Raw genomic sequence first — 14,735 nt, 5'->3', positions numbered from 1 at the left:
GAGCCGTTGTCTCTGCACTCGTTCTACAGACTGCCACTCTTGCGCAGGCTCAAGATCAGGCCGAGGCTGAGCAGGACGGCGCCGACACCGAGGAGGAAGGGCGCCGCGTAGCCGAAATGATCGGCGAGCAGGCCGGCGATCGGGCCGGTGCTGCCGAGCGCCACATCCATGAAAACCGAGTAGAGGGCAAGCGCCACACCACGGTTCTGCGATGGAATGCGGGCCATCGCCTCGTTCCCAAGCGCCGGAAAGATCGGCGCAAAGCCGGCTCCGGCGAGGGCTGCGCCGATGATCGCGACGGTGGGCGAAGGCGCAAGGGCCAGCACCAGCAGCCCGATGATCTCCAACACCAGCGAAACGCGCGCCAGCGGCAAGCCGCCGAAGCGGGCAACGGCTTGAGCCAAACCGAGGCGAACGCCCATGAAGGCCAGACCAAAAGCGCTTAGCGCCAGCGAAGCCCCGTCCCAACCACGGCTATGGAAAAACAAGGCGACGAAGGCCATGACGACGCCGAAACCGCTGGAGGCAAGCGCCAGCGCCACGCCGAAGGGCGCGATACGGCTGAGGACCTGGCCCGTGCCGATGCCCTTCTCCTTGACGCCGGGCACAGGCGGACGCGTCTGGGCCAGCATCAGGCCGGTAATTGCTAGGCCAATCGTCACCGTGCCCATGGCGAAGAAACCATATTGCCCCTCCAGCCAGGCGCCGAAGGGCGCGGCGATCGCGATGCCGCCATAGGTGGCGATGCCGTTCCAGGAGATGATGCGTACAGTTTCGCGCGCCCCCATCAACCCGATCGCCCAGGTGATCGCCGCCGTACTGACCAAGCTTTCACCGACGCCGAGCGCCAGCCGCCCGACAAGCAGCAGCGCCAGGCTCAATGCCGGTACACCGCTCAGCAAGGCTGACGCCAGCGTCAAGGCTCCGCAAAGCCCGTAGGCAAAGAACCCGAGGAACACCGAACGGCGCGGCCCGTACCGATCGCATAGGCGGCCGACTTGCGCGCGGCTGATGACGGTCGCCACATATTGCGCGCTGATGGTGATGCCGGCCCAGACGACGCCGAAGCCGAGACCGCTATCAACATAGGTCGGCAGCACGGCAAGCGGCAGCCCGATGGCGACATAGCCGAAGAAGGTCAGCGTAACGATGGAAAGAAGGGATAGGGCCGAATTGGACTGGATGGTCTGGGAGGCAGTGTTCACGAGATATCGCCTGCGGGCACCGCGTGCGGTGTCCTTGCTGTTGCCATGCGGATCGGGGTTTGTACCGGACAGGAGTGGCGACAACGGCCATCGACCGCGCGACGTCACGGGTCAGTTTCGTATCAGGCGACAAGCAGCCGGGTCAACGAAATTGCTGCTTTGCAGCAAAAAAACGTGGCGCGCTCAAGCGATTGTGTTTAGAGCGCTGGCGGACGCGGACTGGGCGATGTCCGGCCAGCCCGGTGTCAAATGCCTTTGCGGGGGAGGGAGGCGAGGTGATGATCAAACTTCCTCGCCCCTAGTTTACATCGTCAGCACCACGCTCGCCGTCGTTCGTCCCGCCTCCAGGTCGGCATGCGCCCTGGCCGCGTCTTTCAGCGCGTATTCCGCACCGATCGGATTGATCAGGCCGGCCCGCAATTCCGCCACCAGGGCTTTGGTGCCCTGCCGATAGAGATCGGGATCGTTGGCGTAGGTCAGGACGCTCGGGCGGGCGAGACCGATGGCCCGGGGTGCGGTCAATTCCTCGAGCTGGATAGGGGGAATGGGGCCGGCGGCCTGGCCGATGCTGGCGGCCGTGCCGAAGGGACGGACCGTGGCGAGCGTCTGCGAAAGCATCGCGCCGCCGATACCGTCGATGGCAAGATGTACGCCGCGGCCGTCAGCGATGCGGCGCGTTTCGTCCACCCAATCCTCGGAATTATGTAGGAGAACGGCGTCGGCGCCAGCCTCATAGGCAAATTCCGCCTTGGCACCCGAACCGACCGTGCCAATGACATTGGCGCCAAGCCGCTTTGCCCAGCGTGTCACGATCTGCCCGAGACCGCCGGCGGCCGCGTGCACCAGAACCCATTCGCCCGATCGCAACGGATGGACCTTGTGGAGCAGCATATGGGCGGTCAGTCCGCGCAACATGGTGCTGCCGGCAAGTCGCTCGCTGACATCGTCGGGCAGCCGCACCAGCCGAGAAGCCGACAGGGTACGCATTTCGGCATAGCTTCCAAGCGGATGGCCGACATAGGCGACGCGATCGCCGATCTTGACGTTTTCGACGCCGGAACCGATCGCTTCAACGACGCCTGCACCCTCGAAACCGAGAACGGTCTGCCCGGGCGGCAGGGGATAGAGCCCGGTGCGAACATAAATATCGACGAAATTGACGCCGGAAATGCTTTGGCGGATGCGGGCCTGGCCGGGGCCCGGCTCGGTGATGGGGAGCTCGACGAGCTTCATTGTTTCTGGCGTGCCGGGATTGGTTATCGCGATGGCTACTGGCATTGAGTAGTCTCCTTTCGAACGCACCTTTGATCACAAAGGTGCGTCTGAATAAATTCGGTATGAACTCACCATATCTGTGCAATAATGCACAGATGATCGATTGGCAGGATCTTCTTCACTTCGCGTCTCTGGCGCGCACCGGCTCGCTCTCGGCGGCTGCGCGCGAGCTTGGCGTCGATCACGCAACCGTCGGCCGGCGGATTGCAGCGTTGGAACGTGCGCTTGATCTGCGCCTGATCGACCGCAGGCCGCGCACCTCGCCGTTGACGGCTGATGGCCGGGCAATTGCCGAGTTGGTGGCAGGTATGGAGGACAATGTCGAAGCGATCAGACGCTATTCGAAAAGCGCCGTTGCGGGGCTTTCTGCGGCCGTCAAGATCAGCGCGCCGCCTTCGATTGCCGCCCACCTCATCGCCCCGAAGGCGGTCGGATTCCGCGCCGAACATCCCGATATTACGCTGACGGTCGCCGGCGTGACCCGCCGCGCCGCCCTCGACCATGGCGAAGCCGATATCGCCGTGCGGATGTCGCGCCCGGAGGAGAGCGATCTCCTGGTGCGGCGGATCGGCGTCATGCGTTTCGGGCTTTATGCCATCCCCGAAATTGCAAAAGCGCCCGAGGAGAGTCGGGTCTTCATCGGCTATGATGCGGCGCTCGATCATCTGACCCAGCAGACCTGGCTCCGCAGCCTGCTTGCCGGTCGCCCTATCGTGTTTCGGGCGGGCGACGTTTTCGGCCAGTTGCAAGCCGCGCGCGCCGGTCTGGGCGTAGTGGCGTTACCCGCCTTCCTCGGCGACGGCGAAGCCGGCCTCACGCGTCTGCAGACGGAGATCCCGTCACCGACGCGCGACCTCTGGCTTGTGACCTATCCCGATCTTCGCCGCTCTCCGGCAATCCGGGCGGTGATGGATTTTGTCAGTGAGACGATCGGCAGAAGTTGTCCGCTTCGAGAGGTTGATGGGGTTGTATAGACGGCAGTTCGCCGCCGCTTATTTTTTTGTTGCAGCTTGTATGCGAAGGTCTAGATCTAGGCAGATTGACGATTCCTATGGTCGCTGATCGATGACGAAGTTGAGTGACTGGCCTGCATTAAACAAAGCCGATGTGATCGCGGGTATATCGGTTGCCGGTCTGATGCTGCCGGAAGCGGTCGCCTATGCGGGTATCGCCGGTCTGCCACCGCATCGGGCCATCCTCGCCGGTATCGCCGGCTGTCTCGTCTACGCGATTTTCGGACGCAGCCGCTTCGCCATCGTCTCGCCGACCTCCTCATCCGCCGCCATCCTTGCCGCGACGCTGGCGGTTGTTCCGGGAGATGCCACCGTCAAGGCTGGCCTCACGACCATTGCGGTCGCGCTTGCCGGCGTGCTTTTTGTCGTCGCCGCTGCCCTACGCCTTGGTGGCATTACGGGCTTCATCTCACGCCCGGTGCTGCGCGGATTCGCGCTGGGGCTGGCGATTACCATCATCCTGCATCAATTGCCGATTCTCGTCGGCGTTTCCGTGCAAGGCTCGAATATCCTGAGCTATGCTGGCGCCTTGCTCGCGGCGATCGCGCGATGGAACCTCGCAAGCGTCGCCGTCGGCATCGTGGCGCTGGCCGCACTGCTGCTGCTGAAGCGACTGCCGGGTGTCCCCGGCGCTTTCCTCGTGCTCGCGGCCGGCATTCTTGCGTCATCTGCCTTTGATCTCGCCGGCCATGGTGTCAGGCTGGTCGGGACGATCGAGGTCCTGCCGCAATGGCCTTCGCTTCAAGATGCCGGCTGGCCGGCTTATTCGCGGCTAGTGCAGTTCACCGTGCCCCTCGTCCTCATTCTCTTCGCCGAATCCTGGGGTACGATGCGCGGCTTGGCGCTGCGCTATGGCGATCCTCTCGAGGTCAATCGCGAACTCGGAGCGCTGGGCCTTGCTAATATCGCCAGCGCCATAGTTCAGGGTATGCCGGTCGGCGCCGGCTTTTCGGCCGGTTTCGCCAGTGAAGCGGCGGGGGCGAAGACGCGCGCAACAGGTGTCTTTGCCGCAATCGGCCTGGCCATCCTCATCGCGTGCGCAGAGCCGTTGGTCGCGCGGCTGCCGGAGCCGGTGCTAGCCGCGGTTGTGATCGCGGCCCTGACACATGCACTCGACCCCGGTCCCATCCTTCGTCTTCGCCGACTCCATCGCGATTTCTATGTCGCGCTCGGTGCCGCGGCGGGCGTGCTGATTTTCGGCGTCCTTAACGGCATGTTGTTGGCGATCGCGATCGCGCTCGTTGCGATGATGCACCGATTGGCGTCTCCCTATGTGGCTCGTCTCGGACGGTTGGGGGGCAGCCATAATTTCGTTGACGTCAGCCGCCATCCGGATGCGACGGAGACTCCCGGTATTGCTATCTGGCGCCCTGGCGAGCCGCTATTTTTCGGCAATGCCGATACGATTCTTAGCGAAATTCTGAGGCGCAGCCGCGCAGAGACGGGACTGAAGGCCGTGGTGCTAAGTCTGGAGGAAAGCTTCGATCTCGACAGTTCGGCGCTCGACGCTTTGATGGAATTCGATACTGCCATGCGCACCGCCGGCATCCGCGTGCAATTCGCGCGTGCCCATGATCGAGCCCGTGACCTCATGGCTGCGGCCGGAATGACTAGTCTCGACAGGCGCTGCAGCTTTAGCGTCGACGACGCGGCTGCCGCGGTAGAGGCGGCGGTGATGCATTCTGATGGATCAACTTAAGCGAGGCCTGATCGACATATTCGTGCTTGTTCTGACCTTGTAGCCTATTGACCAACATAACGCTCGCACTATCCATGTGACCGGCGGCGGTTGTCGAAAACTGAAAACATGGTCGAAAAGTCATTTCGTCGCTTCGGACGGAAGCCATGTGTAGAGACATGCCGAAGCTTGGGTGGTCTGGGTTTGCCTAGCAAGCGATGGTTTTGGCCCAATACCACCATGAGCCGATCCCTATATTTGATTTTGTCCTTGAGGGCAGAGTCTCCGGTTCCGTCGGCTCGAATGGAAGCTGCGTTCGTCTGACGTCGGACATTTGATACCTTTCGGTCCAACGGATGCGCCTCGCTTCCCTACTGCCAAGCTAATCCCACGCTTTGTCACAAATCAAGAATGGAGAGAACGTGTTGTTCGATGCCTTTTGGGCCGAATATCTCGCGGCCCACATTTATCGTTTGGGATGTTCAGGCACCGAATAAAACCGCCCGCTCGGCTGTTTACCGCAAGTCAGGGCATTTCGCGCCCGCTCTCAACAAGGGAATGACCTCACATGTTGATAAAAGCAATCTTTTCCGCGGTGTTTTTTGCCCTCATCAGCCTCAGTATTTCCGCTTGCTCCACCACCGGGCAGGGCAATAGCAGCGGTATGACGCATTCCTCTCCGGCTGGCGGCGGTACCTCGGGCGGTGGTGGCATGGGCGGTGGCGGTATGGGCGGCGGATATTGATAACCTCCCGGAAGCGATGCGGCTGACGTTGCCATTGCGGCATCGGCATCGCTTCCTTCGACCAGCAAAATATTGGCAACAATCGTTCGGCGCAAGAATCGGGTTGAATTCGAGCGCCGGGAGCACGATTTTCATGGCAAGTGGAAACACGGAGGCTTTGCCATGAGTGAAACGACGCAACGTTATCTGATCTTCGAAACAGCGGGGGGGTTTTGTGGGATTGCGTGGAACGATATCGGCATAACGCGCTTCCAGCTGCCGACGAAACGTGTTGAAGCGACCGAGCGCCTTATGCTTCGCCGTCTGCCACACGCCGAGCCCGGCACACCGACGCCGGACGTGTCCGAGGCGGTTGCCGCCGTGAAGCGCTATTTCGCCGGCGAAGAGATCGACTTCTCCGGCGTCAAATTGGATCTCAGTGAGCAAGACGATTTCTTCAAGCAGATCTATGCCGCCGCGCGGCAGGTCGCATGGGGGCACACCACCACCTATGGCATGATCGCCAAACAGCTCGGCGCCGGGCCGGAAGCTGCGCGCGACGTCGGCCAGGCCATGGCCAAGAACCCCGTGGCGCTGATCATTCCCTGCCACCGCGTCCTGGCCGCCGGCGGTAAGATAGGCGGTTTCTCGGCGCCCGGCGGGTCGACCGCCAAGGCCCGCATGCTGGAACTGGAAGGCGTCCAGCTTGCGCCGCCGAAACCCGTGCAGCAATCCCTAGGGTTCTAAGCAGATGCGGAAGAAAGCTGACCAACGGCCATCCATGGATTTGCCCCCTTATTCCGTCGTGCTCCAGCCTCGGACCGTCGTGGTTATGGCCGCGCCAACCAGTAGCGTTGTGGAAACAACAAGTGCTTCCCGCGCACCGGTGACGAACGCGTTTATCTGGCCCACGAACGATCCAAACAAAGCTACGCCGAGGACGCTGCCGGTTTGTCGCGCGGAGTTAAGAACGCCCGCCGCCACGCCCGAACGCGCCTTCTCGACGCTGCCTAGAAGCGTCGACGTGAGCGGCGGGACCAGCAATCCCAACCCGCTTCCCATTGCAAGGAACTGAACGAGCATCGCCCAGTAACTGGTACCACGGCCGATGCCGAGGAGACCGATGCAGCCAGCCGCTGCGATCAATGCTCCGGCGGCGATGACTGGCAGCGCTCCAAATCGCTGGGCTGCCCGAGCCGCCAATAAATTGGCCGGAAAGACCGCCGCCATCATCGGCAGAAAGGCCAGTCCCGTCTCAAAAGGAGAAAGGTCGTTGACCTGCTGAAAGTAGAGGCTGAGCACGAAGATAAGACCATAAAACGGCACGTTCACCAACAGGCCCGCAAGCGACATCTGCGAGAACAATCGACGTTTGAAGAGGCCAAGCGGCAGCATGGGCTGCTCGGCGTGCTGCTCCCGCAACAGGAAGAGTGCAATCAGTATGGCCGAAACAATAAAGCCTGCGACAACCCAGGAGTTGCCCCAGCCCGAGGTTCCGCCTTCAATGATTGTCGCAGCGAGACAACCCAACGCGCCGATTGCTATTGTCTGGCCAACAAGGTCGAACTCGCGATATGGCGATGGCGTGGTCTCTTTAGCCCACCGCCATGTCAGCCAAAGGCCTGCGAGCCCGATCGGCAGGTTGACGAAGAAGATGCTCCTCCAGCCGACGATCGCGATCAGGCCGCCGCCAACGAATGGGCCTGCCATGAGCGCGAGGCTCGCTCCGGCCGCCCAGGTTCCAACCGCACGACCACGTTCCTTTTCATTGGGATAGGCGTGGTTGAGGAGGGCGAGTGAATTGGGAACAAGAATGGCGGCGCCGATGCCCTGCAAGGCCCTGGCCGCAATCAGGATCACTGGTGTGGGCGCCAGCGCGCAAGCGAGCGACGCTACCGTGAAGATAGCGAAGCCGGCCATGAATGTCTTCTTCGCACCGACGCGATCGCCCAGCGCACCGGCCGTCAGGATCAGCGCGGCGAACGCAATCGTGTAGACGGTGACCACCCACTGAAGCTCGGGCACCCCGCCGCCCAGCGCTTTGCCAATGCTGCTCAAGGCGGTGTTGACGATAGTCACGTCGAGCTGGACGACAGCATAGCCGAGACTCATCCCGGCGAGCGTGAGCGACTTCGTCAATCTTGAACGGTCGTCCTTGTCAGCCGCGCTCTCCGTCATCAATCGTTCTCCTGCCAAGTGCAAAGCAATTGATGTCTCGCCGTGCCTGGCGAGCGCACATCCAGAGTTAATGCGGGAGTGCGTTTACCGTTCCTTGTCGGCGCGGGCCGTCGCCTCTTCATCGGGCGGCGGCGCCGCATTGCCGTCCGATCTATGATGCAGCGGCATCGCCGGCAAAGGCCCGGGCCGCCTTGGGCTGAGGACGCAGCAGCAAGTAGAATGCAGCGACGTGGGTGATCATCAAAATGGGCACGTATACGATAGGGATCGCATAGGTGGCCGCCAACGCCCCGGCCGCCGAAGGGAGGTCGAACTGAATGCCGTGATAATAGTCGACGATGAGGTCGACTGCTCCGGCAACATTGAAGCTGATGACGAACAGCCAAAACAGCGGACGCGTCCTGACGCTGAGAAGCGCCAGGATGGCGAGCAAGCCGGATGCGAAATCACCGTAAGCAGCTGGCGTCGCGAAGCCGGCGGGCAAATCGGGGCCGACGACGCCGGGAACAATGAAGACGAGCCCGAAGAAGCGGAAGCTGTGCAGCGTGGCGATGGCGCGCTGCGCTTCGAGCGGATCCATCGATTTGAGTCTGGGCCAGATATACGCCCCGAAACATAGCAGCCACGGAACGTAGCCTAGAACGATATGTAACTGGAAAATGATTGCGGGCGACATTGGGCCCTCCTGTGGGTTGCTAGGTTACACGGCCTCGAATACCGCGGTCAGAATGCCGAGCCGGCCTTCCATGAGACTTCGTCCCAAATTGGCGGCAAGCTGCGGGAAGTCCGGCCCCATCACCAAGCCGAGATTTGGCGAAGGCGGTGGACCCGAGTCACGCAGCTCGGCGATCCAACCCTTGGCCGCCTCGGTGCTGTCTTGCCATACCAACGCCCGGAAGCCGGCCGGTTCGATCGCCTCGCGCGTCTCGCCAGCGGTCAAGAGAAAGCTCGTTGCGGGTGTTCGCGCCCAGGGAACGGGATAGTGGGGCTCGCCGCTGTTCACTACGACGTCGTAGGTGACAAATCTGCCGCCAGGCTTCAGCACGCGCCGAACCTCACGGTAGAGCCGCGCCCGGTCGGAGATGTTCATCGCCACATGCAGCAGCAACACGACGTCGAAACAGCCGTAGTCAAATGGGAGCTCCGGCGCACTGGCGGTCTGGAATGACACCTGTCCGGTTTGGCCCGTGCGCTCGGTCAGATAGCGCGCGGCATTGACAAATGGCTCGCTAAGGTCGATGCCCGTAACTCGGCAGCCGTGAGCCGCGGCCAGGACGCGAGCCGGCCCTCCGACGCCCGAACCGACGTCCAGGACTGACATGTTGGCGGCAATCTCCGCCAACTTGCCAATCTCGGCGGTCGCAACGTGCCCTCGGGTGTGAAACTGGTCGAGAGCGCCGAGTTGCTGGGGCGTGAGCAGCTGATCCTCCGGCCAGAGCGCCGTAAGCGCCGCCCTCAGCCGCTCGGTCAAGCCGGTCGCATGATAGTGTTGGCGCACGTCCTCCATCATATCGGTCATTGCAAGTTTCCTCTGAGACTTCTGACTGTTGTGGAGCGGCATCGGAGTGATTGCCGCTTTGCAAGTCAGATGTACGACTGCTTTCACCGAGCGACTATTCGCTATAATGTTGACGGGCCATGAAGCAGAATTTCACAGTCAGACGAGGTGCGCTCGACGGTGTGGAGGCGTTCCTGAGCGTCGCCGAGCACCGCAGTTTTCGCAGAGCGGCCGCGGCACTGGGGGTGACGCCATCGGCGATCAGCCAAGTGGTGCGCGCGCTTGAAGAGCGCGTCGGCGCAGCGCTCTTCCTGCGCACGACGCGCAGTGTCGGCCTGACCGAAGCCGGCGAACGGTTTCTGTCGCGTGCAAAACCCGCCTTCGAAGAGCTCGTCGCGGCAAGTGAAGTCGCAGGTCAACTCGGCGAGCGGCCGGCCGGATTGTTGCGCCTCGCCGTGCCGCGTTCGGTCGTGCCGATCGTACTGGAGCCGCTGATCGCGTCCTTCTGCGAGGCCTATCCCGCAATCGAGGTGGAGATTGCCGTAAGCGAAAAGCTGGTCGACCTCGCGTCCGAAGGGTTTGATGCCGGTGTCCGGATGGGCGAATTCATCGCCGCTGACATGATTGCTGTGCGGCTGACGCCACCCTTCCCGATTGTGGTCGTTGGCAGCCCCGATTACCTGTCTCGGCGCCAGCCGCCGGAGTGCATCGAAGATTTGCGTGATCACGCCTGCCTGCGCATGCGCCGCTCGAACGGTTCGGTCGCGCCCTGGTCCTTTGTCGACGGCAACGAGGCGGTCGAGGTGATCGTCTCGGGGCCGCTCATCGCGCATGATTACCCCACGGTTCTGGGGGCTGCCCTCCAAGGCGCGGGACTTGCGCAGGTGCCCCGCCCGCTTGCCGAGGCGGCGATCGCCGATGGCCGATTGCAAGCGCTGCTAACCTCCTTTGCGGTTACAGCGCCTGGGGTTTTTCTGTACCATCCGGGCAGACGCCAGGTCTTGCCCAAACTCCGGGCGTTCATCGAGCATATCAGATACCGCAGCGGCGACGCTCCCAGGGACGAAGCAGCTGGACGGGCGTTGCGCGGGCGCCCCGATGCAAACCAATCCTGAAGACATGCCCGAAGTTTCCGTCAATTGCCTACGAACTTCTGGCGTCCGGTCATGGATTGCTGCGACTCATTGAATATCGGCAGCCGTGTATAGTGGTCGAATTTCGATCTCGCTCGGTCCCGGCATGGGATTGGGGCAGCGCTTCACCCAGGCGACCGCCTCGTCCATATCCTTGACGTCCCAGAGCCAGAAGCCGGCGACCATATCGTCGCCGGGGAAAGGCCCGTCGATAACCGTACGGCCCGGGCCGTCGAACACAACACGCTTGCCCTGCGAGGTGGGCTTGAGGCCGCCGGCCATGACGAAGATGCCGGCATCCCGCAGCTCCTCATTGAATCTGCCCATCGCCTCCATCATCTGCGCCTCCCAGGCCGTGCGGAGAAACCCTTTCTCGCTGTCTTGCGTAGCCTTCACGAGCACCATCACACGCATCGTCTATCTCCATGTTTGCGCCGGCCTCATCGGCCGGAAATTGCAATGACGATCGGGGGTTTTTGATATCCGACATCGTCGTGTGATTTTTTTGACGATTGAGATTCGAAGCACGAAGAGCAGCTTCCACGTCAGGGGTCGCGATGGCGAGCCTCTCCCGCTGTGGTCCTTGGCGTCAGCTGCGTTTTTCTCTATATTCGGAATATGCCGAATATACCAAATAAATTGAACAAGGACGAGCGACGGTTCGTCGAGGATGTGGCTCGGCTGCTCACGCCTTGGGGTGTGCCGCCGGTCGCGGCCCGGCTCTACGGGTATCTGCTTCTCTGTCCTCGCCCAGTCACGCTCGACCAAATCACCGAGGACCTTGAGATCAGCAAGAGCAGCGCAAGCGTGGCTGCCCGGCTGTTGGAAAGCTATACGCTCGCGCGTCGCCATAGCGAGGCTGGAACGAAGCGTGCGCTATATGCCGTAGCCGACGACTACGAAGCCATGATCCGGCAGCAGAACCGTCTGCTCGATATGTTGGCCGGGCAGTTGAACGCCGGTGCCGGAATCGCCGCGTCAGAGATGGCAAGCGCCCGCCTCGAGGAGATGGCGGATTTCTATCGGGTGATGCGTGGTGCCATGGAGACTGCCATGCGCCGCTGGAAGAGTGTTCGGCAACCGCGATGACGAGAGAATTCCAGCTGTGGTGCTCGCCAAGTGGAAGACTTTAAGCTTCGACAGGAACGGCAAGAAAATGGGTCTCGTTCTAAACCTCTTCGTCCAGACGATTGTCTGGTTCGGCTTCATGGGCGCGATCATCTTTGTTGCCGCAGGCACGATGGACTACACCGGTGGCTGGCTCTATCTCGCTGTGATGGTTGCGCTCTCTGTCGCTTTTGGGCTGCACATGATGCGCGTCGATCCCGGCTTGCTTAAAGAGCGACTCAAGCCGCCTGTACAAAAGGACCAGCCGCTCGCGGACAAGCTGATTCTCATCCCAATCCTGCTCCTCATATTCGGAGGAATGGCCTTCATGGCGGCAGATGCGGCGCGCTGGCGCTGGTCAGCGATGCCATCCTCCGTGCAGTGGAAAGGATGTGGTCTCCTCTTGGCGTCGCTTTTGTTCATCTACTGGGTCATGCGTACGAACCGCTTCGCAGCGCCAGTCGTGAAAATACAAAAGGATCGTGGGCAGGCGGTCATCACAACAGGCCCTTATGCCATCGTCCGCCATCCAATGTATTTTGGCGCGCTCTTCTATATCGCCGGAACATCGCTTGTGCTCGGATCATGGTGGGGACTTGCGACGCTCCCTATTCTCGCCATCTTATTCGGCATCCGGATCGGCGTCGAAGAAAAAACGCTGCGCACGGGCCTTGAGGGATATGACGCTTATGCGCGCCGGGTGCGCTGGCGTCTGATTCCTTTCATCTGGTGACACGGCCCGCCCACATAGGAATGCCGGCAGCCCCGAACTCAGAGGAGAAAATTGCAGTTCAAATCAAATGAAGGATCCCAAGGTTAAGGCGTGGCTCTCGCTTATCATGAGCTATGCCATCATAGCGCTCGCGCTGTTTGTCTCGGCGGGAACAGTTTGGGTACTGGCAGGCATGGGTTTAACTCGACGTCGTATCGGGTTTCCGCCGTGCGCTGTGCATCTTGAACGATCCGATACTACTCGAGAGCGGAACCAAGACAGGCCGGGCGCAGAAGAGCGACTCACTAAAAATTTCTTGCTGAGAATTTGTGCGGTTATAGCGAATATTGCGCAAAAGTCCGCTGGCATCTCGTACCTGGCGTCTTCTAGTCGCGCCGCATCTATCAACCGCTGTCGCTCAGAACCGATTATGTCACAAACGCTGCGCTATGCCGCCGTCGCCTATGATGCCGACGTGGCCCGTCAGCCGGCTTGTCGAGTATCAACGCTGTTGGGAGGCGCGAGCCGAACTTCATGCGAGAATGGCGGAAATGGCGGCGGCCCGCGAAGCATATACCAAGCGATTGCGCTGGAAATAGACCCTGCCGTCCGCCGCTTCTTGCAAAGACGGCGGGCGGAAAGCTTCGACCAGCATCGAACGACTTAGCGCTTCGATATTGAGCTCTACTGTCGCAGCGTCCTTGCACTTCCCTCACTTGCCGTATGACGCAAGGAACACGCGCACGCCGGCTGCGGCGTGCCGTCGAAGCTCCGCCGGTTTCGGAATTGCATCGTCACCCAGCAGCATGGCCCTGTTCAACGGCTCGCCCATTATCAACCAATTGAACTGCGAAGCGGCGACGGCTGGATCATCGATCGCAAGGAGACCGCGATCGGCCAAGCGCACGAACAATGCGGCCATCGCCGCCATCGCGCGCTTGGGTCCACCGTCAAAGAGTGCCTTCGCCAGATCAGGGAAACGGCCGACTTCGCCGATCACCAATCGGCGCAGTTGCATGACGCGCGGCGTGAGGACAATGGTAAGCTGTCGGTACGCATAGCGCTGAAGATACTCGGCAACATCTTCGCCATCGGCCAAGTCCGGCATCTCATTGTGAACCCGATCGCCGGTGCGGCTGGTCACACTGCTCACGATCTCCACAAACAGCGTCTCCTTACCCGGAAAATTCTTGTAGACGGTCTGTTTCGACACCGCCGCAAGTGCTGCGATCTCATCCATATTAGTGGCCAGATAGCCCTTTTGCAGAAACACCCCTGTCGCCGCATCGAGAATGGCCCGTCGCTTTTGCGCCGACCGGCCCTGCTGTTCGAGCTCCTCTGAAGCACTTGCTGATGGCGTAGTGGTCATTCCCGAGATTGACTCCTAGTACTGGACGGTCTAGTTTGATGTTCGCATCGATGCAATGGGCAATCATAAGGTGATTACCGGCAAATGATAAGTGTACCCACCATGACCGTGACATGCTCCTGCGGCAGCGTTGAACTCAAGGCGTTCGGCAGGCCGATCGTAAGCAGCGTCTGCTATTGCGACGATTGCCAGAAGGGCGCAGAGCAGATCGAATCTTTGCCGAATGCTGGCGCCATACGCGATCCCGATGGCGGAACCGCATACATCCTCTTTCGAAAAGACCGCATCGAGTGTTCCAACGGCGCCGAATTGCTGAAGGGCTACAAGCTTAAGGAAACCTCGGCCACAAACAGAGTTGTCGCCACGTGCTGCAACTCGGCCGTGTTCATGAATTTCGATAGAGGTCCACACTGGGTTTCGGCATACAGAGCGCGATTTCGCGGAGAACTCCCGCCACTGCAGTTTCGGATTTGCACGAAGTTCAAGCCGGATAGTGCAGTACTTCCCGACGACGTGCCGAGCTATCGGAGCTATGCCCCAGGCTTCATCGTCAGGCTGCTCGCATCGCGCGTGGGGATGTTGCTAGGTCGATAAACCGGCGCGTCTGATTGAAATTTCAGGTCGCCGCATTCCGGTCCCGACAGCTGATCGGGGCACCCAATCAGTCGAGACGTTCGACAGCGGACATCCGCCATTCATACGCCCCTACATCCTGGGGCCTTCATTACTCACCCCTCTTTCGCACTTGGTTATTTGATTGCTCTAACGCTTTGTTATTGCCGTGCCTTGGAACTAATAGCGTGCGAAATTGTTGAATTATAACTTTGATACGACGCTGACGTC

The 14,735-nt window shown here is 60.9% G+C and carries 15 protein-coding genes; 8 read left to right on the top strand and 7 right to left on the bottom strand.

Going from position 1 to position 14,735, the window contains the following annotated elements:
* Positions 1–23 precede the first annotated feature (23 nt).
* Both PY650_RS03635 and PY650_RS03630 read right to left on the bottom strand, forming a co-directional pair.
* A complete protein-coding gene (locus PY650_RS03635) occupies positions 24–1,205 on the bottom strand; it encodes an MFS transporter (protein WP_285877696.1) in 1,182 nt (393 codons plus the stop codon).
* 303 nt (positions 1,206–1,508) lie between these two features.
* Entirely contained in the window at positions 1,509–2,483 is a 975-nt protein-coding gene (locus tag PY650_RS03630; protein WP_285877695.1) for a quinone oxidoreductase family protein, read from the bottom strand.
* Between the two features lie 59 nt (positions 2,484–2,542).
* Between PY650_RS03630 and PY650_RS03625 the strand changes: the two genes are divergently transcribed.
* From PY650_RS03625 to PY650_RS03610, 4 genes are all read left to right on the top strand, one after another.
* Positions 2,543–3,454 carry a LysR family transcriptional regulator gene (locus PY650_RS03625; protein WP_285877694.1) on the top strand — a complete coding sequence of 304 codons (912 nt, stop codon included), beginning with the start codon at positions 2,543–2,545 and terminating at the stop codon, positions 3,452–3,454.
* Positions 3,455–3,545: 91 nt separating this feature from the next.
* On the top strand, positions 3,546–5,192 hold the full coding sequence (locus tag PY650_RS03620; RefSeq protein ID WP_285877693.1) for a SulP family inorganic anion transporter: 1,647 nt from the start codon (positions 3,546–3,548) through the stop codon (positions 5,190–5,192).
* 547 nt (positions 5,193–5,739) lie between these two features.
* The gene (locus tag PY650_RS03615; RefSeq protein ID WP_285877692.1) at positions 5,740–5,916 is read left to right on the top strand and encodes a hypothetical protein; all 177 of its coding nucleotides are present in this window, start codon (positions 5,740–5,742) and stop codon (positions 5,914–5,916) included.
* Positions 5,917–6,078: 162 nt separating this feature from the next.
* Positions 6,079–6,642 carry a methylated-DNA--[protein]-cysteine S-methyltransferase gene (locus tag PY650_RS03610; protein ID WP_285877691.1) on the top strand — a complete coding sequence of 188 codons (564 nt, stop codon included), beginning with the start codon at positions 6,079–6,081 and terminating at the stop codon, positions 6,640–6,642.
* A 48-nt stretch (positions 6,643–6,690) separates the two neighbouring features.
* Here the strand turns inward: PY650_RS03610 and PY650_RS03605 are convergent, their stop codons facing one another.
* The 3 genes from PY650_RS03605 to PY650_RS03595 all read right to left on the bottom strand — a co-directional run bounded on the left by PY650_RS03605 (position 6,691) and on the right by PY650_RS03595 (position 9,592).
* Positions 6,691–8,073, bottom strand: coding sequence for an MFS transporter (locus PY650_RS03605; RefSeq protein WP_285877690.1), 1,383 nt, complete (start codon positions 8,071–8,073; stop codon positions 6,691–6,693).
* 151 nt (positions 8,074–8,224) lie between these two features.
* On the bottom strand, positions 8,225–8,749 hold the full coding sequence (locus tag PY650_RS03600) for a DUF8737 domain-containing protein (RefSeq protein ID WP_285877689.1): 525 nt from the start codon (positions 8,747–8,749) through the stop codon (positions 8,225–8,227).
* A gap of 24 nt (positions 8,750–8,773) precedes the next feature.
* A complete protein-coding gene (locus PY650_RS03595) occupies positions 8,774–9,592 on the bottom strand; it encodes a class I SAM-dependent methyltransferase (protein WP_285877688.1) in 819 nt (272 codons plus the stop codon).
* Positions 9,593–9,711: 119 nt separating this feature from the next.
* On the opposite strand from PY650_RS03595, the gene PY650_RS03590 reads away from it, so the two are divergent.
* Positions 9,712–10,686 (top strand): LysR family transcriptional regulator, encoded by a 975-nt coding sequence (locus PY650_RS03590; protein WP_285877687.1) that lies wholly within the window; start codon positions 9,712–9,714, stop codon positions 10,684–10,686.
* Between the two features lie 66 nt (positions 10,687–10,752).
* Here the strand turns inward: PY650_RS03590 and PY650_RS03585 are convergent, their stop codons facing one another.
* Complete coding sequence (locus PY650_RS03585; RefSeq protein WP_285877686.1) at positions 10,753–11,118, bottom strand: YciI family protein; 366 nt, start codon at positions 11,116–11,118, stop codon at positions 10,753–10,755.
* 225 nt (positions 11,119–11,343) lie between these two features.
* Between PY650_RS03585 and PY650_RS03580 the strand changes: the two genes are divergently transcribed.
* Complete coding sequence (locus tag PY650_RS03580) at positions 11,344–11,793, top strand: GbsR/MarR family transcriptional regulator (protein ID WP_285877685.1); 450 nt, start codon at positions 11,344–11,346, stop codon at positions 11,791–11,793.
* Between the two features lie 67 nt (positions 11,794–11,860).
* A complete protein-coding gene (locus PY650_RS03575; RefSeq protein WP_285877759.1) occupies positions 11,861–12,544 on the top strand; it encodes a methyltransferase family protein in 684 nt (227 codons plus the stop codon).
* 691 nt (positions 12,545–13,235) lie between these two features.
* On the opposite strand, the gene PY650_RS03570 is transcribed toward PY650_RS03575, so the two are convergent.
* Entirely contained in the window at positions 13,236–13,892 is a 657-nt protein-coding gene (locus tag PY650_RS03570; protein ID WP_285877684.1) for a TetR/AcrR family transcriptional regulator, read from the bottom strand.
* Positions 13,893–13,976: 84 nt separating this feature from the next.
* On the opposite strand from PY650_RS03570, the gene PY650_RS37675 reads away from it, so the two are divergent.
* On the top strand, positions 13,977–14,486 hold the full coding sequence (locus PY650_RS37675; RefSeq protein ID WP_490390923.1) for a GFA family protein: 510 nt from the start codon (positions 13,977–13,979) through the stop codon (positions 14,484–14,486).
* The last annotated feature ends 249 nt before the right edge of the window (positions 14,487–14,735 follow it).

The organism is Martinezella calliandrae (assembly GCF_030272695.1).
In the GTDB taxonomy this organism is placed as follows: Bacteria; Pseudomonadota; Alphaproteobacteria; order Rhizobiales; family Rhizobiaceae; genus Rhizobium; species Rhizobium calliandrae.
This window is presented reverse-complemented; position numbering and strand designations above follow the sequence as displayed.